Source organism: Streptomyces sp. NPDC048002, assembly GCF_040653275.1.
Taxonomy (GTDB): domain Bacteria; phylum Actinomycetota; class Actinomycetes; order Streptomycetales; family Streptomycetaceae; genus Streptomyces.
This window is the reverse complement of sequence record NZ_JBEZNL010000008.1, coordinates 172096-196625: the sequence shown is the minus strand read 5'-3', so window position 1 is coordinate 196625 and position 24530 is coordinate 172096. Positions and strand designations below refer to the sequence as shown.

Below are 24530 nucleotides of genomic sequence, written 5' to 3'. Positions count from 1 at the left end.
TCAGCCCAGGTCCGGGGCGTGCATCGCTCGTACGCCCTCGATGTTGCCGTCCAGATAGTGCCGCAGCGACAGCGGGACGAGATGCACCGAGGCGATGCCGACACGGGTGAACGGCACCCGGACGATCTCGTACTCGCCGACCGGCTCGTCGACTTCCGGACCGTGCCGCAGCGACGGGTCCATCGACTCCAGACGGCAGACGAAGAAGTGCTGCACCTTCACACCGGTGGTGGCGGCGTCCTCACCGATGTGTTCGACGGTGTCGACGAAGCACGGCACCACGGCGACGACCTTGGCGCCGAGTTCCTCGTACACCTCGCGGTGGAGGGCCTCCACGACGGTGGTGTCGGTCGGCTCGACTCCGCCGCCGGGGGTCAGCCAGTAGGGATCCACGCCGGGCTTGGTGCGCTTGATCAGAATCAGGTCGTCACCGTCCAGCAGAACGGCGCGTGCGGTGCGCTTGACCACGGGTCGGACGGTCATGGGAGAAATGTGGCCCGGCTGGTTCCACGTGAAACATCGCCGGACCTCCCGCATGTCCGGAGTCCGGTTGGTGCGCGGTCCGCTCAGCACCAGTCCGAGGCCGTCTGGAGCAACCACTCGTGGGCCCGCGCGATGTGCGGCATCGCCAGGGTGCCGGTGCGGACGACCAGGAAGTACGTCCGCAGCGGCGGCACCGCGGGTTCGTGGAGGGCGACGACGTCGCCGCGGCTCAGCTCGGGCCCGCAGAGATAGCGGGGCAGCACCGCCAGGCCGGCGCCGGCGACGGTGCAGGCCAGTACGGCCCGCAGGTCGGGCACGATGACGGTGCCCGGGACGGCCGGGCGGGTGTCGAAGACGGAGGCCCAGTAGCGGGAGACAAAGGGCAGCGACTCGTGCACCTCGATCACCGGAACGTCCTCCAGCGCGGGCGCCCCCTTGCGGCCCGGTGTCCCGGAGGCGATCTTCTCGGCCCAGCGCGGGGCGGCCAGCAGGACGTGCTCCTCGTCGCAGAGCGCAGTCGCGGTGAGCAGAGCGCCACGCGGGCGGGCCGTGGTGATGGCCAGATCATGGTGTCCGGCGGCCAGCCCCTCCAGGGTCTCCTCGTCGTTGCCGAAGGACGCCCGCAGCGCGAAGCCCTGGCCGTCCTCACCGGTCAGCTCGGTGAGCGCGGGAAGTGCCCGTTCGGCGGTGAACTCGGGCGGCCCGGCCAGGTGCAGCGTCCGCAGGGACGACTCGTCGTCGAGGCCCGTCTCGGTGATCTCCACCAGGGCGTCCAGGTGCGGCGCGGCCTTGTGCGCGAGTTCGTCGCCGATCGTCGTCGGCGTGACGCCTCGGGCCTGGCGCAGGAACAACGGGCGTCCCAGCTGCCGTTCCAGGGTGCGTATCTGGGAGGTCACGGCGGGCTGGGAGAGGCCGAGCAGGGCGGCGGCGCGGGTAAAGGAGCCCGCGCGGTGCACGGTCACGAAGGTGCGCAGCAAGGCCAGGTCCATGGCACACCTCCTCGTCTCAGGTCTCCCTCAACCCCCAGGCCGCGCCCAACTATAAATAAGTCGATAGGTCTCTGTCGCTACCGTGATTGGACACTGACACAGAGTCAACTAGCCTTGTTCGCGCGGTTCTTCGCGCGCGGAACCGAGGACGGTCCGAGCCACGAGGGGGGAGGCTCGGACCGTCCGCCGAACGTGACCGGGCACCCCGGGGCCGTTCAGCCCGCCGACTCCTCCAGGGCGCGCAGCACGTCCGCCACCAGGTCCTGCGGATCCTCGGCACCGACCGACAGCCGGACGAACCCCTCCGGCACCGCGTCCCCTCCCCAGCGCCCGCGCCGCTCGGCCGTGGACCGGACGCCGCCGAAACTGGTCGCGTCGTCGACGAGCCGCAGCGCGGCCAGGAACCGGTCGGCACGCGCGCGCGTGGGGAGCGTGAAGGAGACCACGCAGCCATGGCGCCGCATCTGCCGTGCGGCGGTCGGGTACGAGGGATCGGTCGGGAGCCCCGGATAGCGCACCCCCAGCTCCTCCGGCCAGTCGCGCAGGGCCTCGGCGAGCGTGAGGGCGGTGGCGTCCTGGCGCTCCGCACGCAGGGGGAGCGTGGCGAGGGACCGGTGCGCGAGCCAGGCCTCCATGGGGCCCGGGATCGCACCGACGATCTTGCGCCAGCGCCGGACCGAGGCCATCGCCTCGCCGTCGCGGCCGCAGACGTAGCCGAGCAGCAGGTCGCCGTGCCCGGTCAGCTGTTTGGTGCCGCTCGCCACCGAGAAGTCGGCACCGAGCTCCAACGGCCGCTGGCCGAGCGGCGTCGCGAGGGTGTTGTCGACGGCCACCAGGGCGCCGCGCTCGTGTGCGGCCCGCGCGAGCCGCCGGATGTCGCAGACGTCCAGACCGGGGTTGGAGGGCGTCTCCAGCCACAGCAGCCGTGCCCCGTCGAGGGCGTCGAGCTGGGCGTCGCCGCCGGTCGGCGCGGTGCGCACCCGGATGCCGTACGCCTCCAGCTGGTCGCGTACGAGGGGCAGAGCCTGGTAGCCGTCGGAGGGCAGGACGACCGTGTCCCCGGTGCGCAGTTGGGAGAACAGGACCGAGGACACCGCGGCCATGCCGGAGGCGAAGGCGAGTGTCTCGACGCCGTCCTCGTCGGGTGCCTCCAGCTCGCTCAGGGCCCGCTCCAGGCGGGTCCAGGTCGGGTTCTCGTCGCGGCCGTAGGTGTACGGGCCCGTGGGATCGCCCGGCAGGTGGAAGTGGGCGGCGAAGACCGGGCCCGGCAGGGCCGGCTCGTGCTTCACCGGCTCGGGCAGTCCGGCACGCACCGCGCGCGTGCCGTCGCCCGCGCCCCGCGCGGCGCCGGTCATGCCGCCCGCTCCCGCGCCTTCTCCCGTACGGCGTCGAGCAGCCCGTCGCTCGCGGCCTCGACCATCGCCAGGCACTCCTCGAAGCCTTCCAGCCCTCCGTAGTAGGGGTCGGGTACGTCGAGGTCGTCGCGGGCGGCGGGGTCGAACGAGCGCAGCAGCCGTACCTTCGCGGCGTCCTGCTCGGTGGGGGCGAGCCTGCGCAGCGCCCTGAGGTGGCCCTCGTCGAGGGCGATGACCAGGTCGAGGCGGGCGAACCAGGAAGCCTCGAACTGCCGGGCGGAGTGACCGGTGTCGTAGCCGTGTTCCTCCAGGACGGACACGGTGCGCGGGTCGGCCGGGTCGCCCTCGTGCCAGCCGCCCGTCCCGGCGCTGTCGATCTCGACCAGTCCGTCGAGTCCGTCCTCGGCCACCCGCGCGCGGAAGACGGACTCGGCCATCGGGGAGCGGCAGATGTTGCCGGTGCAGACGAAGCAGACGCGATAAGGCATGCGGATCAGTCCCCGTCGGGCAGGACGACGTTGAGGGCCCAGGAGACGATCGAGATGATCAGGCCGCCCAGGACGGCGGTCCAGAAGCCGTCGACATGGAAGCTCAGGTCGAGCGTGTCGGCGAGCCACGAGGTCAGCAGCAGCATCAACGCGTTCACGATCAGGGTGAACAGGCCGAGCGTGAGAATCAGCAGCGGCAGGCTCAGCAACTGCACGACCGGCTTCACCAGGACATTGACCAGGCCGAAGATCAGGGCGACCAGGAGCAGGGTCCCGACCTTCTTGCCGGTGCTGTCACCGGTCAGGGTGATCTTGTCCAGCAGCCATACGGCAACCGCCAGGGCGCCCGCGTTGGCGATCGTCTTGACTACAAAATTCTTCATGTGTCTGATCGTGGCAGAAGAGATCGGATACGAGCAGTGGGACAAGGGCGGACGACAGGGATGAAGGCATTCCGGCTGGATGAACTGGAGGCGGAGCGCGCCGCCAACGACGGCGCGTACCTGCAGTTTCTGCGGGAACGGAACATGTCGGTCGGGTTGTACGCGCTGAACGCGGGCGAGCACGACCCACAGCAGCCGCACGGTCAGGACGAGGTCTACTTCGTGGTGAGCGGCCGCGCAGCGATCACCGTCGGCATGGAGACCACCCAGGTGGCGCGGGGCAGCGTCGTGTACGTGCCGGCCGGCGTCGCCCACAAGTTCCACCACATCAGCGAGGACCTGCGAGTGCTCGTGGTGTTCTCTCCGCCGGAGAGCTGAGGGGCGGGCCCCCGATTCCCTAGGGGATCGATCAGGGGAGGACAGGGGGCCCGGGGCCCCCGTCGGCACCCCCCGCGGCTCTAGCATCGAAGGCAGGCAAGGACCGACGGCTCCGCCCGCACAGGCGCGGACCGTCCGACAGGACCCGGTACAGCGACGGGTGGAGAGGTAAGGACGAGGACGATGGGTGAGATCTTCGCGGGACTGCCGTGGTGGGTGAAGTGGATCGCGGTGCCGGTCATCGCCCTGGTCGTGTTCGGCGGGCTGATAACGAGCGTCCTCACCTTCGTCATCGGCCTGCTGTTCAAGGTGCTGGTCTTCGTGGCCCTGGTCGGCGGACTCATCTACGTCGTGCGGAAGTTCATGTCCAGCTCGTCCTCGCGGAGCGACTTCTGAGGCGCTCGGGGGCTGGCGAGGGGCGGTAACGGGATCCTTCGGTTCCCTCGGCCGGGGGAAGTTTTCCTGGCAGGCGGTCTGTGGGCGGTGGCGGACGCATAGAGTCCGAAAAATCGACGCGGGGACCACCCCGTGAGCGGCGTACACCCCCACCCGTGTTCCCCGCACGGGCTGCCCCCTCGCGCTTCGGGAGTGACCCTTGGCCACGGTTCACACCGCACCCTCGGAAACCGGTGCGGCCCACGCATCCGCCCGAACCCCCTACCCCGGCACCGGCACCTGTGTCCGGCCGCCGGCCCAACCCACACCGCAGAACTCCGCGGAGCTGACGAACACCCCCGGTTCCGCGACCCTGATCGGATCCGTCCAGCGTGCGATGCGCCTGCTGGAGTCCGTCGCAGGTCATGAACACGGCGCCCCCGCGAAGCAGTTGGCGCGGGAGAACGGGCTGGCCCTGCCGACCGCGTACCACCTGCTGCGCACCCTGGTCCACGAGGGCTATCTCCGGCGCGACAAAGGGCGCTTCTTCCTCGGGGAGGCGGCGGAGCGGCTGAGCAGCAGCGGGGCACAGGAGAAACGTCGCGGCACGGTCGCCGACACGCTCGCCCACTGGCGGGACGCCCTCGGCGTGCCCGTCTACTACGCGATGTACCGAGACGGAGAGATCGAGGTCATGTGCGTCTCCGACACCCCGGCCAATCCGGCGGTCGAGGAGTGGGCCGATTTCCGTGCGACCGGGCACGCGCACGCCATCGGCCAGTGTCTGCTGGCCCAGGTGGACGAGGCCACGCGCCGCGACCATCTGCGCCGCCATCCTGTGTGGCCCCTCACCCCGTACACCGTCTGCAACGACCACGCGCTGCTGCGGCGGCTGGACCGAATGCAGCGCATGGAGGTGGTGATCGAGCGTCAGGAGTACGCGCTCGGCACGGTCTGCGCCGCCATTCCGATCACTTTGGGTAACACCGCGGCGACCCTGGCCATCTCCCTTCCGGCGCATCAGGCCGACCGTTTGATGGCCGCGGCTCAGCAATTGCAGGGCGAAATCGGGCAGCACCTGGGATCACTGGCGATCTCTATCAGTATCTGAAAACTCACTCCTTGTGATCTGTCGCGCACTTTAAGCAAGATTCCATCAACGTCAGGGGGATCTTTCCTGGCCAATTCGACCGCAGACGACGGGGTAGATGATGGGTGAGTCCGTGCAGGCAGAGGTCATGATGAACTTTCTCGTCTCCGAGGAGCTCTCCTTCCGGATCCCGGTGGAGTTGCGGTACGAGACCTCTGATCCCTATGCGGTGCGGCTGACCTTCCATCTGCCCGGGGACGCCCCGGTCACCTGGGCGTTCGGGCGTGAGCTGCTGATCGACGGGGTCGGCCGGCCGTGCGGCGAGGGCGATGTCCGGGTCGCGCCCGCCGACCCCGAGTCGCTCGGGGACGTTCTGATCCGGCTTCAGGTCGGCGGCGACCACGCGTTGTTCCGGTCCTCCTCGGCGCCGCTCGTGGCCTTCCTCGACCGCACCGACAAGCTCGTTCCGCTGGGCCAGGAGGGAGCGCTGTCCGACTTCGACGCCAGCCTCGACGAGGCCCTGGACCGCATCCTGGCGGAGGAGCAGAGCGCGGGCTGAACGGTGCGGCAGGGCGCGTGGCGGTCGCCGTAACGCTTCAGCAGGGCCCAGCGGGTTGTGCAGTAACGCTTCTTCCGGGATCGACGGTTCTTCCCGGATCGATGCCCCCCGGCCCGGGAAAGAGGGACGAGCCCCGCCCGCACGGGGCTCAGCGCTCCCGCCGTCACCGCTTCCGGCGCCGCCCCCGCCCGCCGCGCGCCGGAGCCGGCGGGCCGCCCGCCGCCGCGAGCTGCCGCTCGGGGCGGTCCGCCGAGACCACCAGTGCGGCAAGAGCCGTGGTGAGCGGCACCGAGGCGACCAGACCGATCGAGCCGACCAGCGTGCGCACGATCTCCTCCGCCACCAGCTCGCTGTTGGCGACCGTGCCCACACTGCTCTCCGCGATCGTGAAGAGCAGCAGCAAGGGCAGCGCGGCGCCGGCGTAGGCGAGGACCAGGGTGTTGACCACCGACGCGATGTGGTCGCGGCCGATCCGGATGGCGGCCCGGTACAGCTCGCGCCGGCCCATGGCGGGGCTCGCCGCGTGGAGTTCCCAGACGGCCGAGGTCTGCGTGACCGTCACATCGTCCAGGACACCGAGCGAACCGATGATGATGCCGGCGAGCAGCAGGCCGCTCATGTCGATCTCGGGGTACAGCCCGTGGATCAGACCGGTGTTGTCGTCCGTGTTGCCGGTCAGCGCGGCCCAGTCGATGAAGACAGAGCCCAGAATGCCGATCAGCAGCAGGGACATCAGCGTGCCGAGTACCGCCACGGATGTTCGCGCCGACAGGCCATGGCACATGTAGAGCGCGATCAGCATGATGGCGCTGGATCCGACCACCGCCACGATCAGGGGATTCGATCCCTGGAGGATGGCGGGCAGGATGAACAGGGTCAGCACCAGGAAGCTGATGGCGAGCGCGATCAGCGCCATCACGCCGCGCATCCGGCCCACCAGCACGACCACGAGCGCGAAGATGCCGGCGAGCACGGCCATGGGGACCCGGCGGTTGACGTCGGTGACCGCGTACTGGAGGTCCTTGGGCGCCGAGGGCTCGTAGGCGACGATGACCTTCTCACCCTCGTGCAGCTGCCGGGACTGGTCGGGCTGCACGATCTCCGTGAAGGTGCGGCCCTTGTCCTTGCCGGTGTCGACCCGGACCGTCGCCTTCTTGCAGGTCTCGGCGTCGGCCTGCTGCTGTGCGGTGGACCCCTCGGCGGTGGAGGTGTCGCCGGTCGGGGGCACGCCCGAGGCGTTCACCGACTCGCAGCTGACGCTCTCGACCTTGGTGACGGTGGCTTCCTGGGTCTGCCGGTCGAAGCCCACGCCGGTGCGTTCGTGCGGAGGCGCGCCGCCGGGCCACAGCACCACGAGCCCGACCACCACCGCCGTGGCGAACGGGATCAGGACGGCCGCGATCACCTTTCGCAGGTGCTTGGAGACCGGAGCCGCGGGGCCATGGGAATGACTGTGGGAATGGCCGTGCCCATGTCCATGGTCGTCACCGCCACTGCCACCGCCGGTGGAGCCGGAACCGGGGCCGCGCGGGGGCTCGGGCGGTGGGAAGGGAGGTTCATGCGTCGAGGTCACCGACCGATCATCGCAAGAACGACAGAGGCCCCCTGTTCAGCGCGCCCGAATTGACGCTAGCGTGGAGTCACCTTTGTACACGCGGGAGCTCGGAGCACCGGGCTGAGAGGGCGCTGACCTCCGTCCCAGCCATGTTTCACGTGGAACATCACCTGTGAGTGACGTTGCACACGGGACATCGGCAGACGGACATCGCTGCGTCGACCGCCGAACCTGTTACCGGGTAATGCCGGCGTAGGGAGTAGGTCTTATGACCATCAAGGACGCACGCACGCCTGCCTCCGCGCAGAACGCGACGAACGGCTCGACCGACGGCTCGGCCGAGGGGTCGTCGCACGGGTCGACGAATGGCTCGTCGAACGGTTCGTCGGGCGGGGAGAACGGGAAGTCCATCGGCTGGCACAAGGGGTACGTCGAGGGCTCGCGCCCCGATCTCCGTGTGCCGGTCCGTCAGGTGCACCTCACCAACGGGCAGTCCGTCACGCTGTACGACACCTCGGGCCCGTACACCGATCCGTTCGTCGACACCGATGTCCGCCGGGGGCTGCCCCCGCTGCGGGAGAACTGGATCATCGCCCGTGGCGACACGGAGGAGTACGCGGGCCGTCCGGTCCGCCCGGAGGACGACGGGATCAAGCACACGGCTCCGCGCGGCGGATTGCGCAACCTGGACGCGGTCTTCCCGGGCCGCCCGCGCCTGCCCCGCAGGGGACGGGACGGCCAGGTGGTCACGCAGCTCGCCTATGCCCGCCGGGGCGAGATCACGCCCGAGATGGAGTACGTGGCCATCCGTGAGAACGTCTCACCCGAGGTGGTCCGTGAGGAGATCGCGGCCGGGCGGGCGGTGCTGCCCGCCAACGTCAACCACCCGGAGATCGAGCCGATGATCATCGGCAAGCGATTCCTGGTGAAGGTCAACGCCAACATCGGCAACTCCGCGGTGACTTCCTCCATCGAGGAGGAGGTGGAGAAGATGACCTGGGCGACCCGCTGGGGTGCCGACACGGTCATGGACCTCTCCACCGGCCGAAACATCCACACCACCCGTGAGTGGGTGCTGCGCAACTCCCCCGTCCCCATCGGCACGGTGCCGCTCTACCAGGCCCTGGAGAAGGTCGACGGCAAGGCCGAGGAACTGACCTGGGAGATCTACAAGGACACGGTCATCGAGCAGGCCGAGCAGGGCGTGGACTACATGACCGTCCACGCGGGTGTGCGTCTGCCGTACGTGCCGCTGACCGCGAACCGCAAGACCGGAATCGTCTCGCGCGGTGGCTCGATCATGGCCGCGTGGTGCCTCGCGCACCACAAGGAGAGCTTCCTGTACGAGAACTTCGAGGAACTCTGCGAGATCCTCGCCGCCTACGACGTCACGTACTCGCTCGGCGACGGGCTGCGGCCCGGCTCGATCGCGGACGCCAACGACAAGGCGCAGTTCGCGGAGTTGAGGACGCTCGGGGAGCTCAACCGGATCGCGAAGAGCCACAACGTGCAGACCATGATCGAGGGTCCGGGCCACGTCCCGATGCACAAGATCAAGGAGAACATCGACCTTCAGCAGGAGATCTGCGAGGAGGCCCCGTTCTACACGCTCGGCCCGCTCACGACGGACGTGGCGCCGGCCTACGACCACATCACGTCGGGCATCGGCGCGGCGATGATCGCCTGGTGGGGTACGGCGATGCTCTGCTACGTCACGCCCAAGGAGCACCTGGGCCTGCCCAACCGCGACGACGTCAAGACCGGCGTCATCACCTACAAGATCGCGGCTCATGCGGCGGACCTCGCCAAGGGGCACCCGGGAGCCCAGGACTGGGACGACGCCCTGTCGGACGCGCGCTTCGAGTTCCGCTGGGAGGATCAGTTCAACCTGGCCCTCGACCCGGACACGGCGCGGGAGTTCCACGACGAGACCCTGCCCGCGGAGCCGGCCAAGACGGCGCACTTCTGTTCCATGTGCGGGCCGAAGTTCTGCTCGATGAAGATCAGCAGGAGCATCACGGAGCAGTTCGGCGGAGAGGCCGGGGCGACGCCCGAGGAGGTCGAGTCCGGGATGCTGGAGAAGTCCAGGGAGTTCGCGTCCCTCGGCAATCGGCTGTATCTGCCGTTGGCCGACTGAGGCCGACCACCAGGGGACACGGAGGCGACCCGCACCCGACGCACGGGCGGGTCCCTTCCGCGTCCCCACTGCCGTCTGGAGCAGGTGGACCATCAGGGCAGCCGGCGTCACGAGGCCGCCTTGATCGTTGCTCATGCGAACGATCGCTCGCCCCTTTTCGGCGTCCGCGCGCTCTCGGGATGGTCCCGACGGAGGCGTCAGGACCAGGGAAAGCCCTCATTGATGCCGAAGAGCACGGTGAACAGGACCATTGCTCCCAGCGGGACGATCACGAATGAGTCGGGTCGCTCGCGCCGGACCGCTCCCCAGACGAGAGCGGCGAGAGGGCCGAGGAGTCCGGCGGCCATCAGAGCCCAGCCCGCGGAGTGGTGGCCGATCATGTTGAACGCGACGAAAGCCGCGGCAATGAAGCAGAAAGGCGAGGCCCACAGGGTCTTCACTGCGGAGGGTGCTTCGGGGGCGGAGTGCATGGCATTTCCCTCGGAAGAAGCCGGGGTCGGACGAGAGGCCGCGACGCGCTGATGTGCAGACGCGCGGCGGCGGAAGGTGCCCAGGCGCCGACCGCGGCCCGGTGCCTGGGCACTACCTCAGCTCCTAGAAGAGGCTGCGGATGTAGCTGTACAGCTGGTACTGGGCCTCGGCGCCGGCTGCGACCCAGGCGATACGGACCGGGTGGTACCAGTTCAGGCCGTCCATGTACGAACGGAACTTGCCCCAGCCGCCCTTGGCAGCCTTGATGGCGTCGTCGTAGAGCTTGCCGCCGTGCTTCTTCATCAGGTTGAACAGCGCCTTGGCGGCACTGCCCACGACACCACGGGTCTGCCGCTCAGTGGCGGTGCCGTCCGCCACGGCGCGCACCGACTGCACTTCCTTGGCCGTCAGTTCGGCCTTGATGGCACGGTTGGTCAGGAGCGCGCGGGCGTCGGCCGCGGGCATGGTCACCTCGGCGGCAGCCCCCGTACGGGCCTGCGTTGCCTCCGAAGCCTGCGCCAGACCGGCACCAGCACCAAGAGTCACCGCGGCCATAGCCGAAATCGCTGCCATACGCAATGTATTGCGCGTCATGTAAAATCTCCCTTGCGTTCTATCGCAAGGGGAGGAAGCCCGTGTGGGCGACCTGGACAGGCGTGGAAACCGAAAGGGTCCCCCCGGACTTCTTCCCCCGATAATTTCTCTCCGGACACACCAACCCAGGAACCGCCGACGGCTGGTCAGGCCGCTTGCGTGGCAGTTGGAGGTGGGGTCCTGGCGTCTTAACCCGGTTGGTCTGTCCGGGTGTTCAACGCGCATAGAACGTAACACAACGGCAAGCCGCTTTGCCAGATCATGGGTTTGCGTGCGTGGGGTGTGTAAAGAGGCTCCCCTCAGAGGTAGACCACTCGCCGCGAGGTTTCACGTGAAACAGTGTCACCTCCGCCGCGTAGCCGGGCTCTTCCAGGGGCAGCGGATCAGTGGGCACACTGATCCCATGACTGCACTGAGCAAGGGCGCCAACCTTCCCGTAGATGCCACGGTCGTGCGCGTGGAGCTGACCTGGTCCGAGGGGCCGGGGGTGCCGGACGTGGATGCCTCGGCGCTGCTGCTCACCGCGGCGGGGCGGGTGCGGGACGACGGGGACTTCGTCTTCTACAACCAGCCGCACCACGCCTCGAAGGCCGTGAGTCATCTGGGCAAGCAGCGGAGCGCGGGTACGACCACCGACACCGTCACGGTGGAACTCGGCGCGCTGGAGGCGGCCATCGAGCGGATCGTGCTGTGCGCCTCGGCGGACGGCGGGACGTTCGGGCAGGTCCCGGGGCTGGTTCTGCGTGTGCTCGACGAACGGACCCGTGCCGAGATCGCGCACTTCGTCATGGAGGCCGGCACGGAGACCGCCTTCATCGGCGGAGAGTTGTACCTCCGCCAGGGGAAGTGGAAGTTCCGGGCGGTGGGGCAGGGATACGCGTCCGGGCTCGCGGGACTGGCGACCGACTTCGGAATCACGGTGGACGAGGAGGACGCCGTCGAGCCTCCCGCACCTGTGGCGCAGTCCCCCGCGCCCGTAGCGCAGCCCGCCCCCTCCGGGCCTCCGGCCGCGCCCCACGCGGGGGGCGGCGCGCACAGTCTCACCAAGGGCGAGGAGCACCTGCCGGTGGACATGCGCAAGCGTCTGGACCTGCGCAAGCAGCAGGTGGCCGTCAGTCTCACCAAGCACGGGGCGACCGGCATCACCGCCCGCGTCATCCTGGTTCTGGACGCCTCCGGTTCCATGTCGTTCCTGTACTCCCGTGGAGTCGTCGCCGACGTCGTGGAGCGGATGGCCGCCGTGGCGGCGCAGTTGGACGACGACGGGGACATGCAGGCATGGACGTTCGCCTCGAACCCGGCCCGCCTGCCGGACTTCCGGATCGGCGAACTGCCCGACTGGATCCAGCTGCACGTGCGGTGCGGGGAGATGAGCCTCTTCGGGGGCAAGAAGCGGAAGAAGGGGCTGGCCGACAGCCAGGTCGACATGCGGTCCGTCGGCATCCAGAACGAGGAGCAGAAGGTGATCGCCGAGGTCCGCGCCTATGTGCGCCAAACCCCGGTCACCGCTCCCACTCTGGTGCTGTTCTTCTCCGACGGCGGCATCTACCGCAACGCGCAGATCGAGAAGGAGCTCCGGGAGGCCGTCGACGAGCCGATCTTCTGGCAGTTCGTCGGCCTCGGAAAGTCCAACTACGGCGTGCTGGAGCGCCTCGACACCCTGTCCGGCCGCCGCGTCGACAACACGGGGTTCTTCGCGGTGGACGACATCAGTACCGTCCCCGACCAGGAGCTCTACGACCGTCTGCTCTCGGAGTTCCCGCAGTGGACGGTGGCCGCACGCGGCGCGGGCCTTCTCTGAGCGTGCCGCGGACGACGAAGCGGACGGCGTCCACCGCGACGGGGGCGCAAGGCATACCGCATCGGCCGTAGGCGCACCGATGCCCCGGACGGTCGGCTTGCGCTCCCCGCTACGGGGGCGCAAGCCGAAAGGTGCCCCGGGTCACTCCGGCTGGTGCTCCGGACCCCCGAAGTCGGGGCTGGTGTAGTCCGGGCTGGTGAAGCTCGGGCGTGGGCCCGACGAGGGGACCTCACCGGGGCTGCTGAAGCCGGGCCGGTCGTAGCCGAGGTTCGGGATCCGGCTGGTGGGTGCCGTGCGGTGCAGGGCGGCCGCGGTGCCGGGGTCGGCCAGCGCGTCCCGCAGGAACGGCACGATGCCGCGCTCCAGCAGGGCTTCGCGCCAGTCCTCCCTGGCCCGGGCCACCTCGCCGCCCAACTCCCCGTAGGGGCCGGTTTCGAGTGCCGGCCTGTTGCGCAGGGCGGTGAGCAGCAGGCCGACGGCCGCGACGAGGATCGCGGCCGCCGTCACGGCGCCGAACACCCACCCCGTGGTGAGCATGGTCTGGGCGAACGCCGGCTCGGGGCTGAGCATCTTCAGGATGTAGCCGACGAGCAGGAAGATCGCCGCGGCTATTCCGGCGAGAACCGGGGTGAGAACGGCCGCGACGGCGACGACGCCCGCGCCGGCGGTCTCGGCGGTCTCCCCCATGGTGGCGGCGAGCCCCATCGCGCTCGTGCCCGACTCCGAGGAGCCGGACTCGCGGGCGGACGACGGGGTGGACGGCGCCGGCTGGCGCAGTTCCTCGCGGACCTTCACGTAGTGCTGGTACTCGGTCGCCGCGGCCGCCGTGATGATCGCGGTGGCGTTGAGCGCCATGGTGCGCAGCTGTTCAGGGTTGAGCCGCTGTCCGACAGCGGCCAGTTCCGGGCGGGTTGGCGCGGAGCGCAGCGCCTCGTCGAGGATCCGCTCGTACTCCTGGCGGTCCTCGCTGTACAGGTGCTGCGGAACGCTGTTCATGTGCATCCCCCGATGCTCCGTAGGGCTTGGGGCTCGCATGGCAACGAGCCGTCGGGCAGAAACGGAGGGGAGCCTGCTACGGATAAGCCGATGGTAGAGCGGTGACGGCACACGGTGACAGGGGGTTTCCAGAAATTGCCTGCCCGGCTGTGGCGCCTACGGCCGCAGCGCTGCCCGGGGACGACAGCTCCCGGTAACGGTCATTCGCTCAGCGGAAGTTGCTGGACCAGCAGTTTCCCGGCCATGGTCACACCGCCGTCCATGGCGATGGCCAGCCCGTCGGCGTAGACGTGCGGTCCCGCGACCACCGGGCCGCCGCTGTCCTCGCCCTCCTCGGAGCCGACTTCGCCAAGCAGATAGGGAATCGGGCTGTGGCCGTGAACGATCCGGGTGCCGCCGTACGTATCGAGCAGGGAGCGCACGGCGTCGGAGCCGCCCTCGTCGCGGAAGGAGAAGCGCCGGGTGAACTTGCGGAACAGGTCCCAGCACTCGTCGGCGTCGTTGCGGGTGAGGGTCTCGCGGACGGTGTCGTTGACCTCTTCGATCGAGCGGCCGTAGTCGAGGTAGGCGGTGGTGTCGGAGTGGACGAGCAGATGGCCGTCGACCTCCTCCATGGCGTCCAGGCGGGCCATCCACTGCAGATGGTGGTCCTGGAGGCGGTCCATGTCGGTCTTCTGCCCGCCGTTGAGCAGCCAGGCGGCCTGGAAGGTGGCGGTGCCCGCGCCGGAGTTGACCGGGGTGTCGGAGAACCGCTTGGCGCCGATCAGCAGCAGCTCGTGGTTGCCCATCAGGGCCTTGCAGTAGCCGCCGGCCGCGGCCGCTTCGGCGGACAGCCGCATCACGAGGTCGATGACGCCGATGCCGTCCGGGCCGCGGTCGGTGAAGTCGCCGAGGAACCACAGGCGGGCGGTTCCGGCGGACCAGCTGCCCGCGGCGTCGATCAGCCCCTGCTGCCGCAGCGCGGCCAGCAGCTCGTCCAGGTAGCCGTGCACGTCCCCGACGACGAACAGCGGCCCGGGACCCTCGCCCTGCTGGGGGACCGTCGCCGCCGCGGGTTCGACGGTCACCTGAAGAGTGTCACCGCGGTTGATGACGGGCAGGTCCCGCCGGGTCGGCGTGTACCCCTCGGGGTAGGTCTCCTCGGCGGGCGGTGCCACGTCCCCGGGATGGGTGCTCTGGGCGTACGGACCGGTCTCGTGGACGTATGCGGGCACCCGGAAGTCGCGCAACGTCGCCGTCCGCTCCACCTCGGGTCCCTGACCGGCCCCCTGAGTCATCAGACCCCTCCACCATCGCGCCGCATCTGCACCGCATCGGACTGCCTGGTCGCAGCGGCCCGCGGTGTCGTGGGCCCATCATAGGAATGCAGATCGCGCCATGTGATGACCCAGGGGTGGTGAATCAGAACAGGGCTCCGGTTCACCGCGGCTTTCGCCCCGATTGGGCAGGGCTTCTGCCGTCCGCGGTCCGCGCGGTTTCTACTGTTCCTCGGGTGAGCGAGGCGGACTGACGGTCGTACGCGGCGGGCGTCGCTGGGAAGAGGTACGGACGATCAGCTCGGTCGGTATCACCTGCTCGACCGGTTGGTCCGATTCGACCCCCTCGATCGCGTCGATGAGGAGCTGCACCACCGCGGTGCCGATCCGGCGCGGTTTGAGCGAGAGCGTGGTGATGGGCGGCTCGGTGTTGGCGTAGACGGTGGACTCGCTGCAGCAGACGAGCAGGAGGTCTTCCGGCACCCGCAGCCCGTAGCGGCGGGCGGCGGCGAGCAGATCGGTGCCGTTGGGGTCGAACAGGCCGTAGACGGCGTCCGGGCGGTCGGGGCGGGCCAGCAGCCGGTCGGCGGCGACGGCCCCCGCGCACGGGTCGTGGGCCGGGTACGCCTCGTACACCGGGTCCTGCCCGACCCGCTCGCACCAGCGGAGGTAGGCGGTCGTGGACAGATGGGTGTACGTGTCCGTCGTCGTCCCCGTCAGCAGGCCGATGCGGCGGGCGCCGGCGTCCGCGAGGTGGTCGAGGATGCCGAGGACGGCGGCCTCGTGGTCGTTGTCGACCCAGGCGGTGACCGGCAGCGCCCCGGCGGGGCGGCCGTCGGAGACGACCGGTAACCCCTGCCTGACCAGTTCGCTGACGACCGGGTCCTGGTCGGACGGGTCGATCACCACGGTGCCGTCCAGGGCGACGTTCGACCACACGTCGTGGCGGGAGGTCGCGGGCAGGATCACCAGGGCGTAGCCGCGGGCGAGCGCCGCGGAGGTGGCGGCGCGGGCCATCTCGGCGAAGTACGCGAACTCGGTGAAGGTGAAAGGTTCATCCCCGTACGTCGTCACGGTCAGGCCGATGAGTCCCGACTTGCCGGTGCGGAGCGTCCGGGCCGCGGCGGACGGCCGGTAGCCCAGCCGGTCGGCCACCTCACGGACGTGACGCCGGGTGGCGTCGGGGAGTCGGCCCTTGCCGTTGAGGGCGTCGGAGACGGTCGTGATGGAGACCCCGGCGGCGGCGGCGACGTCTCTGATGCCTGCCCGGCCCGGCCGGTTGCCCCGGCGGGCGGTCTCCGCGCGGCTCACCTGGTGCTTCCCTGCTGCTGTCATGGCGAGCCGATAGTAGGGCTCATGCGGTGGGGTAGTGCGGACGCATATGCAACGGTTGACAGGCACGTTTCTGCATGGTCATCCGACGTCAAGCACATTGGATTGCAAGGGAGTTGAACGTTCCCATAGCGATACGTGACTTGTCGGAGTGCGCACACCTGCCAAGGTCTCGATGTTTCGAAGAGGTCTCAACTCACCTGCACGAGGGATGCGCGCCACGGCGCGAGCTACCGGCGCATAGATATATGTGTGACGCGCCCCCGATTCGTACAGATTTACGGTGCGATGCCCGTGATGCCGGTGTGACGGATGTGGTCCGCCCGCACCTGTACGCAGCCGAGCCGAATCCTCATAAGGTGAGAAGCATTGGAAGCCGGTGGTGACGATGGGCCGCCGGTGGTCGCGAGGAGGACTGCGGTGAGCGAGACGAGCCCCAAGCTGCGCGCCGAGCTGGAGGGTATCCCCACCTACAAGCCGGGCAAGCCCGCCGCGGCCGGCGGCCCGGTCGCCTACAAGCTCTCCTCCAACGAGAACCCCTATCCGCCGCTGCCCGGGGTGATGGAGAGCGTGACGGCCGCGGGCTCCGCCTTCAACCGCTACCCGGACATGGCGTGCACCGGCCTGATGAACGAGCTGTCCGAGCGCTTCGGCGTCCCGGTCACCCACCTGGCCACCGGCACCGGCTCGGTGGGCGTGGCACAGCAGCTGCTCCAGGCCACCTCGGGCCCCGGCGACGAGGTGATGTACGCCTGGCGTTCCTTCGAGGCGTACCCGATCATCACGCAGATCAGCGGCGCGACCTCGGTGAAGGTCCCGCTGACGCGGGGCGATGTGCACGACCTGGACGCGATGGCGGACGCCGTCACCGACCGGACCCGGCTGATCTTCGTCTGCAACCCGAACAACCCCACCGGCACGGTCGTGAAGCGGCCCGAGCTGGAGCGGTTCCTGGACCGGGTGCCCGGTGATGTGCTGGTGGTGCTGGACGAGGCCTACCGCGAGTTCATCCGCGACCCCGAGGTGCCGGACGGCGTGGAGATCTACCGGGACCGGCCGAACGTGTGCGTGCTGCGCACCTTCTCCAAGGCGTACGGCCTCGCGGGACTCCGGGTCGGCTTCGCCATCGCCCACGAGCCGGTCGCGGCGGCGCTGCGCAAGACCGCGGTGCCGTTCGGCGTGAGTCAGCTGGCGCAGGACGCGGCGGTCGCCTCGCTGCGGGCCGAGGACGAGCTGCTCGGCCGGGTCGGCTCGCTGGTCTGCGAGCGCGCCCGGGTCTCCGAGGGGCTGCGTGCCCAGGGCTGGACGGTGCCGGAGAGCCAGGCCAACTTCGTGTGGCTGCGGCTGGGGGAGCGCACGGCTCCGTTCGCGGCCGCCTGCGAGGAGCACGGTGTGGTGGTCCGGCCGTTCCCGGGCGAGGGTGTGCGGGTCACGATCGGTGAGACCGAGGCGAACGACATCTTCCTGAAGGTCGCGGAGGCGTTCCGCAAGGAACTCTGACCGCGCCTTCGCAGCCGGCCCCCGTGGACGCCTCCGCGGGGGCCGGCCGCGTTTCGGGCAATCCGACGCGGTGGTGAAGTCGGCGCCGGCAGTAGTGCCGAACGGCCCAAGCGGGACCCCCCTTCGAGCTTCGATAATCCGTACGTCATAATTGCTTGTGAATGTGAACGCGTTCACAAGCGTGTCCGGGTTGATCCCATGATGCGCGGGACATAAGGGGCAAACTGCCGCTGTGACCACGGCGATGTAAGGAGACTGACGACGTGGACCTGGCTTTGGCGCCGGAGACTCTGGCGCGATGGCAGTTCGGCATCACCACCGTCTACCACTTCCTGTTCGTCCCTCTGACGATCTCGCTCGCCGCGCTCACGGCGGGGTTGCAGACCGCCTGGGTGCGCACGGAGAACGAGAAGTACCTCAGGGCCACCAAGTTCTGGGGCAAGCTCTTCCTGATCAACATCGCGATGGGCGTCGTCACCGGCATCGTGCAGGAGTTCCAGTTCGGCATGAACTGGTCCGACTACTCGCGCTTCGTCGGCGACGTCTTCGGCGCTCCGCTCGCCTTCGAGGCCCTGATCGCCTTCTTCTTCGAGTCCACCTTCATCGGGCTGTGGATCTTCGGCTGGGACAAGCTGCCCAAGAAGATCCACCTCGCCTGTATGTGGATGGTGTCGATCGGCACGATCCTGTCGGCCTACTTCATCCTCGCCGCCAACTCGTGGATGCAGCACCCGGTCGGCTACCGGATCAACGAGGAGCGGGGCCGGGCCGAACTCACCGACTTCTGGCTGGTCCTGACCCAGAACACCGCCCTGGCGCAGGCCTTCCACACCCTCTCCGCCGCCTTCCTCACCGGCGGTGCCTTCATGGCCGGCATCGCCGCCTTCCACCTGCGGCGCAAGAAGCACATCCGCGAGATGCGGACCTCGCTCCGGCTCGGCCTGGTCACCATCGCCATCGGCGGTCTGCTCACCGCGGTCAGCGGCGACGTGCTCGGCAAGATCATGTACGAGCAGCAGCCGATGAAGATGGCCGCCGCCGAGGCGCTGTGGGACGGCGAGGCGCCCGCGCCCTTCTCGATCTTCGCCTACGGCGACGTCGACGAGGGCCACAACAAGGTCGCCATAGAGATCCCGGGCCTGCTGTCCTTCCTGGCCAAGGACGACTTCAGCTCCTACGTCCCCGGCATCAACGACGTCAACGAGGCCGAGCAGGAGAAGTACGGCCCCGGCGACTACCGGCCCAACATCCCGGTCGCCTACTGGGGCTTCCGCTGGATGATCGGCTTCGGCATGGCGTCCTTCACCCTCGGACTGGTCGGACTGTGGCTGACCCGCAAGAAGTTCATGCTGCCGCAGGCCCTCAGGACCGGTGACGACGAAGTGCCGAACCTGGTCCTGTTCCGCGGGAAGGTCCTCGGCCCCAAGCTCACCAAGTGGTACTGGCGCGTCGCGATCTGGACCATGGTCTTCCCGCTGATCGCCAACTCCTGGGGCTGGATCTTCACCGAGATGGGCCGCCAGCCGTGGGTCGTCTACGGCGTCCTGCGCACCCGCGACGCGGTCTCCCCCGGTGTCTCCCAGGGCGAGGTCCTCACCTCGATGATCGTCTTCACCGCGCTCTACGCGGTCCTCGCCGTGATCGAGGTCAAGCTGCTCGCCAAGTACGTCAAGGCCGGCCCGCCCGAGCTCACCGAGGCCGACCTCAACCCGCCCACGAAGATCGGCGGCGACTCCCGTGACGCCGACAAGCCGATGGCCTTCTCGTACTAGGCCGAGGGAGCTGCACAGTCATGGAACTGCACGACGTCTGGTTCGTCCTGATCGCCGTCCTGTGGATCGGCTACTTCTTCCTGGAGGGCTTCGACTTCGGAGTCGGCATCCTCACCAGGCTGCTCGCCCGCGACCGGCCCGAGAAGCGCGTACTGATCAACACCGTCGGCCCGGTCTGGGACGGCAACGAGGTGTGGCTGCTCACGGCGGGCGGCGCGACCTTCGCCGCCTTCCCCGAGTGGTACGCCACCCTGTTCTCCGGCTTCTACCTGCCCCTGCTGATCATCCTTGTCTCACTGATCGTGCGGGGCGTGGCCTTCGAGTACCGGGCCAAGCGGCCGGAGGAGAACTGGCAGCGCAACTGGGAGACCGCGATCTTCTGGTCCTCGCTGATCCCGGCGTTCCTGTGGGGCGTGGCGTTCGGCAACATCGTGCGCGGCGTGAAGATCGACGCCGACTTCGAGTACGTCGGCAACCTCTGGGACCTGCTCAACCCGTACGCGATCCTCGGCGGACTGGTGACCCTGACCCTGTTCACCTTCCACGGCGCGGTGTTCGTGGCGCTGAAGACGGTCGGGGACATCCGGGAGCGGGCACGGAAGCTGGCGCTCCAGGTCGGTCTCGCCACAGCCGCGCTCGCGCTGATCTTCCTGGTGTGGACCCAGGTCGAGAACGGCGACGGGGAGAGCCTCGCCGCGCTCCTGGTGGCCGTGGCGGCACTGGTGGCGGCGCTGGTGGCCAACCAGGGCGGCCGCGAGGGCTGGGCGTTCGCACTGTCCGGCGTGACCATCGTGGCCGCCGTGGCGATGCTCTTCCTGACGCTCTTCCCGAACGTCATGCCGTCGTCGCTCAACGAGGACTGGAGCCTCACGGTCACCAACGCCTCGTCGAGCCCGTACACGCTGAAGATCATGACGTGGTGCGCCGGCATCGCCACGCCGATCGTCCTGCTCTACCAGAGCTGGACCTACTGGGTGTTCCGCAAGCGCATCGGCACGCAGCACATCGCTGAGTCCGTGCACTGAACCGCGCAGTGAAGCAGTGCAGTCAAGCCGTGCAGTGAATCTGGGCATTGAGGTGTGTTTCACGTGAAACCAATCGATCCGCGCCTGCTCCGGTACGCCCGGGCCACCCGCCTCTTCCTGATGGCGGTGGTCGGTCTGGGCGTGGTGGGGGCGCTGCTCGTCATCGCCCAGGCGATGCTCATCGCCGAGGTGGTGGTGGGTGCCTTCCAGCACGGCATGTCCGTCGCCGAACTGCGCACTCCCCTGCTGCTGTTGGCGGCCGTCGCGGTCGGCCGGGCGGTGGTGGCCTGGCTCACCGAGCTGGCCGCCCATCGGGCGAGCGCGGCGGTCAAGTCGGAGCTGCGGGGGCGGCTGCTGGACCGTGCCGCCGAGCTGGGCCCGGGGTGGCTCGCCGGGCAGCGCACGGGATCGCTGGTGGCGCTCGCCACCCGCGGTGTCGACGCCCTCGACGACTACTTCTCGCGCTATCTGCCCCAGTTGGGGCTCGCGGTCGTGGTGCCGGTCGCGGTGCTCGCGCGGATCGTCACCGAGGACTGGGTGTCGGCGGCCATCATCGTCGGCACCCTTCCCCTGATCCCGGTCTTCATGATGCTGATCGGCTGGGCCACCCAGTCGCGGACGGACCGTCAGTGGCGGCTGCTGTCCAGGCTCTCCGGGCACTTCCTGGACGTCGTCGCCGGACTGCCCACGCTGAAGGTGTTCGGCCGGGCCAAGGCACAGGCCGAGTCGATCCGGCGGATCACCGGCGAGTACCGGCAGGCGACGATGCGGACCCTGCGGATCGCCTTCCTGTCCTCCTTCGCCCTGGAACTGCTGGCCACGATCTCCGTGGCCCTGGTCGCCGTGACGATCGGCATGCGGCTCGTGCACGGCGAGATGGACCTGTACATCGGTCTGGTCGTCCTTGTCCTCGCCCCCGAGGCGTATCTGCCGCTGCGCCAGGTGGGAGCGCAGTACCACGCGGCGGCCGAGGGGCTGGCGGCGGCCGAGGAGATCTTCGAGGTCCTCGAAACACCGGCCCCGGCTGCCGGAACCGCGGACGTCCCGTCGGGCGCGCTGGCCTTCGACGGGGTGACCGTGCGCTACCCCGGCAGGTCCGGAGACGCCGTGTCGGACGTGTCCTTCGCTGTCGAGCCCGGGGAGACCGTGGCGCTCGTCGGCCCCAGCGGGGCGGGCAAGTCGACCCTGCTGAACGTCCTGCTGGGCTTCGTGGAGCCCGCCGAGGGGCGGGTGCTGATCGGCGGTACCGAACTCGGCGGCCTGGACCTTCAGCAGTGGCGGTCGAGGATCGCGTGGGTGCCGCAGCGGCCGCACCTGTTCGCCGGGACGATCACCGAGAACGTCCGGCTGGCCCGGCCGGACGCCGATGACACCGCCGTCGCACGGGCCCTGCGCGACGCCGGGGCGCTGGAGTTCGTGGCCGCGCTGCCGCACGGCGCGGACACCGTGCTCGGCGAGGACGGTGCCGGGCTCTCCGCCGGGCAGCGGCAACGCCTCGCGCTCGCCCGCGCCTTCCTCGCCGACCGGCCGGTGCTGCTGCTCGACGAGCCGACGGCCGCGCTGGACGGTGAGACCGAGGCCGAGGTCGTCGCCGCGGTACGGCGACTGGCCGTCGGCCGCACGGTGCTCCTGGTGGTGCACCGGCCCGCGCTGCTCGGGATCGCCGACCGTGTGGTGCGGCTGCCGGAGGCGCCGGTGCCTGTGCCCGAGCCGGGCGCGCCCTCGGAGCGGGCCGGGACGCGGGGTGCGGTGCCGACGGCCGTCACGGCTCCCCGGGCTTCGGTGGTGGCCGCCGGTGCGGATGCGGACCTCGCCGCGACTCCGGGACGCGGGGCCGGGCTGAGCGTCGGCGAGAGCGCGGCGAGTGGAGCCGCGGAAGGCGTAGGGGCCGACGGTCCTGCTGGAGCGGTCGGAGCGGTCGGAGCGGTCGGAGCGGTCGGAGTGGGCGACACCGGTCCTGCTAAAGCGATCGGAGCGGGCGACACCGGTCCTGCCGGTTGCGCCGGTGCCGCCGACCCTGTCGGTGCCGCTGGTCGGGCTGGAGCGGCTGGAGCCGCCGACTGTGCCGCCGGTGTCCCCGGAGACGCCGCGGACCCCCGTTCCGGCGGAGCCGCCGGTGCCGTGGGCAGCCGGGGCGGTGTGCTCGCGCGTGTTCGTGCGATGTCCGGTGCCCGCCGAGGCCGGCTCGCCCTGGCCTTGCTGCTCGCCTCCCTCGCCCTCGGCAGCGCGGTCGGGCTCATGGCCACCTCGGGCTGGCTGATCTCCCGCGCCTCCCAACAGCCGCCCGTGCTCTACCTGATGGTGGCCGTCACGGCGACGCGCGCCTTCGGCATCGGCCGGGCCGTCTTCCGGTACGCCGAGCGACTCGTGTCCCACGACGCCGTGCTGCGGATGCTCGCCGACACCCGGGTCGCCGTGTACCGGCGCCTGGAGCGGCTGGCGCCCGCCGGACTGCGCACGACCCGGCGCGGCGACCTGCTGTCGCGGCTCGTCTCCGACGTGGACGCCCTCCAGGACTACTGGCTGCGCTGGCTGCTCCCCGCCGGAGCCGCGGCCGCCGTGTCGGCGGCGTCCGTCGGCTTCACGGCCTGGCTGCTGCCCGAGGCCGGCGCCGTGCTCGCCGTGGGCCTGCTGGCGGCCGGCGCCGGAGTTCCCCTCGTCACCGGTGCCGTGGCCCGGCGTGCCGAGCGCCGCCTGGCCCCTGCCCGCGGCGTCCTGGCGACACGGGTGACCGACCTGCTCACCGGAACCGCCGAACTCACCGTCGCCGGAGCCCTGCCCGCCCGTGCCGCCGAAGCGCGGCGCGCCGACGGCACCCTCACCCGGATCGCCTCGCGCGCCGCCACCGCCACCGCGCTCGGAGACGGACTCACCGCGCTGATCTCGGGCCTGACGGTCGCCGTCACCGCCCTCGTGGCCGCCCAGGGCATCGCCGACGGAAGGCTGAGCGGAGTCGCCGTGGCCGTCGTGGTGCTCACCCCGCTGGCCGCCTTCGAGGCCGTCCTCGGGCTGCCGCTGGCCGTGCAGTACCGCCAGCGCGTCCTCAGGAGCGCCGAGCGGGTGTACGAGGTGCTGGACGCGCCGGAGCCCGTACGGGAGCCGCAGCGGCCCCGGCAGGCGCCCGTGACGCCGTTCCCGGTCGTGCTCCGGCACCTCACCGCCCGCCACGCGGGCCAGGAGCGGGACGCGCTCCGCGGTGTCGACCTGACCCTGGCGGAGGGCCGCCGGATCGCCGTGGTCGGACCGTCCGGCTCGGGCAAGACGACACTGGCCCAGGTGCTGCTGCGGTTCCTGGACGCCGGGGCGGGCGGGTACACGCTCGGCGGAGTCGACGCGTACGCCGTGCCGAGCGACGAGGTGCGGCGGCTGGTGGGGCTGTGCGCCCAGGACGCGCACCTCTTCGACAGCTCGGTGCGGGAGAACCTGCTGCTCGCCCGGAAGGACGCCACCGAGGACGACCTGCGCGACGCGCTCGGCCGGGCCCGGCTGCTGGACTGGGCCGAGGGGCTGCCCGACGGGCTGGACACGCTGGTCGGCGAACACGGGGCCCGGCTGTCCGGCGGGCAGCGGCAGCGGCTGGCGCTGGCCCGCGCGCTGCTCGCCGACTTCCCCGTGCTCGTCCTAGACGAGCCGGCGGAGCACCTCGACCTGCCCACCGCCGACGCGCTCACCGCCGACCTGCTGGCGGCCACCGAGGGCCGTACGACGCTGCTCATCACACATCGGCTGGCCGGTCTCGAAGCGGTGGACGAGGTCGTCGTCCTCGACGCGGGACGGGTGGTCCAGCACGGGCCGTACGAGGATCTCATGGCCGTGGCGGGGCCGTTGCGGACGATGGCGGAGCGAGAGGCGGAGGCGGACCTGCTGATGGCGGTGGGCTAGGCAGCGCCCCCGGCGGCCTGCCCGGCGTCCCGCCGCGTGCTGCCCCCTCCCGCCCGCCGCCTGCTACCCCCTCCCGCCCGCTGCCCGGTATCTCGCCCGTCCGGGCCAA

21 protein-coding genes and 1 riboswitch are annotated in these 24530 nt (G+C 70.1%); of the genes, 10 read left to right on the top strand and 11 right to left on the bottom strand.

Annotated features, from left to right (window positions below):
* The 5 genes from AB0E07_RS14085 to AB0E07_RS14065 all read right to left on the bottom strand — a co-directional run bounded on the left by AB0E07_RS14085 (nt 1) and on the right by AB0E07_RS14065 (nt 3698).
* Nucleotides 1-483 (bottom strand): NUDIX hydrolase, encoded by a 483-nt coding sequence (locus AB0E07_RS14085; protein ID WP_362250146.1) that lies wholly within the window; start codon nt 481-483, stop codon nt 1-3.
* Nucleotides 484-566: 83 nt separating this feature from the next.
* Nucleotides 567-1472, bottom strand: a complete 906-nt coding sequence (locus AB0E07_RS14080) for a LysR family transcriptional regulator (RefSeq protein WP_362250143.1) — start codon at nt 1470-1472, stop codon at nt 567-569.
* Between the two features lie 215 nt (nt 1473-1687).
* Nucleotides 1688-2827: a cystathionine gamma-lyase gene (locus tag AB0E07_RS14075; protein WP_362250140.1), complete on the bottom strand. Its 1140-nt coding sequence runs from the start codon at nt 2825-2827 to the stop codon at nt 1688-1690.
* On the bottom strand, nt 2824-3315 hold the full coding sequence (locus tag AB0E07_RS14070) for a low molecular weight protein-tyrosine-phosphatase (protein ID WP_362250137.1): 492 nt from the start codon (nt 3313-3315) through the stop codon (nt 2824-2826). The genes AB0E07_RS14075 and AB0E07_RS14070 overlap by 4 nt, the downstream gene beginning before the upstream one ends.
* Nucleotides 3316-3320: 5 nt before the next feature.
* Complete coding sequence (locus tag AB0E07_RS14065; RefSeq protein ID WP_362250134.1) at nt 3321-3698, bottom strand: phage holin family protein; 378 nt, start codon at nt 3696-3698, stop codon at nt 3321-3323.
* 60 nt (nt 3699-3758) lie between these two features.
* On the opposite strand from AB0E07_RS14065, the gene AB0E07_RS14060 reads away from it, so the two are divergent.
* The 4 genes from AB0E07_RS14060 (at nt 3759) to AB0E07_RS14045 (ending at nt 6100) form a co-directional block, all read left to right on the top strand.
* The gene (locus AB0E07_RS14060; protein WP_362250132.1) at nt 3759-4076 is read left to right on the top strand and encodes a cupin domain-containing protein; all 318 of its coding nucleotides are present in this window, start codon (nt 3759-3761) and stop codon (nt 4074-4076) included.
* A gap of 183 nt (nt 4077-4259) precedes the next feature.
* Nucleotides 4260-4472: a DUF5326 family protein gene (locus AB0E07_RS14055; RefSeq protein WP_362250130.1), complete on the top strand. Its 213-nt coding sequence runs from the start codon at nt 4260-4262 to the stop codon at nt 4470-4472.
* A 325-nt stretch (nt 4473-4797) separates the two neighbouring features.
* Nucleotides 4798-5562 (top strand): IclR family transcriptional regulator C-terminal domain-containing protein, encoded by a 765-nt coding sequence (locus AB0E07_RS14050; RefSeq protein WP_362250274.1) that lies wholly within the window; start codon nt 4798-4800, stop codon nt 5560-5562.
* A 100-nt stretch (nt 5563-5662) separates the two neighbouring features.
* Nucleotides 5663-6100, top strand: coding sequence for an SsgA family sporulation/cell division regulator (locus tag AB0E07_RS14045; protein ID WP_362250271.1), 438 nt, complete (start codon nt 5663-5665; stop codon nt 6098-6100).
* Nucleotides 6101-6263: 163 nt separating this feature from the next.
* On the opposite strand, the gene AB0E07_RS14040 is transcribed toward AB0E07_RS14045, so the two are convergent.
* Complete coding sequence (locus AB0E07_RS14040; protein ID WP_362250127.1) at nt 6264-7673, bottom strand: YibE/F family protein; 1410 nt, start codon at nt 7671-7673, stop codon at nt 6264-6266.
* A 71-nt stretch (nt 7674-7744) separates the two neighbouring features.
* Nucleotides 7745-7931, top strand: a riboswitch (TPP riboswitch).
* Between AB0E07_RS14040 and thiC the strand changes: the two genes are divergently transcribed.
* Entirely contained in the window at nt 7924-9792 is a 1869-nt protein-coding gene (gene thiC, locus AB0E07_RS14035; protein WP_362250124.1) for a phosphomethylpyrimidine synthase ThiC, read from the top strand. Its footprint overlaps the riboswitch before it by 8 nt.
* 197 nt (nt 9793-9989) lie before the next feature.
* On the opposite strand, the gene AB0E07_RS14030 is transcribed toward thiC, so the two are convergent.
* Nucleotides 9990-10262, bottom strand: coding sequence for a hypothetical protein (locus AB0E07_RS14030; protein ID WP_362250121.1), 273 nt, complete (start codon nt 10260-10262; stop codon nt 9990-9992).
* 124 nt (nt 10263-10386) lie between these two features.
* The gene (locus AB0E07_RS14025; RefSeq protein WP_362250118.1) at nt 10387-10836 is read right to left on the bottom strand and encodes a hypothetical protein; all 450 of its coding nucleotides are present in this window, start codon (nt 10834-10836) and stop codon (nt 10387-10389) included.
* Between the two features lie 424 nt (nt 10837-11260).
* Here AB0E07_RS14025 and AB0E07_RS14020 point away from each other — a divergent pair, with 424 nt between their 5' ends.
* The gene (locus tag AB0E07_RS14020) at nt 11261-12658 is read left to right on the top strand and encodes a VWA domain-containing protein (protein ID WP_362250115.1); all 1398 of its coding nucleotides are present in this window, start codon (nt 11261-11263) and stop codon (nt 12656-12658) included.
* Between the two features lie 141 nt (nt 12659-12799).
* On the opposite strand, the gene AB0E07_RS14015 is transcribed toward AB0E07_RS14020, so the two are convergent.
* From AB0E07_RS14015 to AB0E07_RS14005, 3 genes are all read right to left on the bottom strand, one after another.
* Nucleotides 12800-13660, bottom strand: a complete 861-nt coding sequence (locus tag AB0E07_RS14015) for a hypothetical protein (protein WP_362250112.1) — start codon at nt 13658-13660, stop codon at nt 12800-12802.
* A 194-nt stretch (nt 13661-13854) separates the two neighbouring features.
* Nucleotides 13855-14931 (bottom strand): metallophosphoesterase family protein, encoded by a 1077-nt coding sequence (locus AB0E07_RS14010; protein WP_362250110.1) that lies wholly within the window; start codon nt 14929-14931, stop codon nt 13855-13857.
* 201 nt (nt 14932-15132) lie between these two features.
* The gene (locus AB0E07_RS14005) at nt 15133-16245 is read right to left on the bottom strand and encodes a LacI family DNA-binding transcriptional regulator (RefSeq protein WP_362250107.1); all 1113 of its coding nucleotides are present in this window, start codon (nt 16243-16245) and stop codon (nt 15133-15135) included.
* Nucleotides 16246-16662: 417 nt separating this feature from the next.
* Between AB0E07_RS14005 and hisC the strand changes: the two genes are divergently transcribed.
* From hisC to cydD, 4 genes are all read left to right on the top strand, one after another.
* On the top strand, nt 16663-17742 hold the full coding sequence (gene hisC, locus AB0E07_RS14000) for a histidinol-phosphate transaminase (protein ID WP_362250105.1): 1080 nt from the start codon (nt 16663-16665) through the stop codon (nt 17740-17742).
* Between the two features lie 263 nt (nt 17743-18005).
* Entirely contained in the window at nt 18006-19514 is a 1509-nt protein-coding gene (locus AB0E07_RS13995) for a cytochrome ubiquinol oxidase subunit I (protein ID WP_362250103.1), read from the top strand.
* 20 nt (nt 19515-19534) lie between these two features.
* Nucleotides 19535-20539 carry a cytochrome d ubiquinol oxidase subunit II gene (gene cydB, locus AB0E07_RS13990; protein ID WP_362250100.1) on the top strand — a complete coding sequence of 335 codons (1005 nt, stop codon included), beginning with the start codon at nt 19535-19537 and terminating at the stop codon, nt 20537-20539.
* Between the two features lie 63 nt (nt 20540-20602).
* A complete protein-coding gene (gene cydD / locus AB0E07_RS13985; protein ID WP_362250096.1) occupies nt 20603-24421 on the top strand; it encodes a thiol reductant ABC exporter subunit CydD in 3819 nt (1272 codons plus the stop codon).
* Nucleotides 24422-24530: the final 109 nt, after the last annotated feature.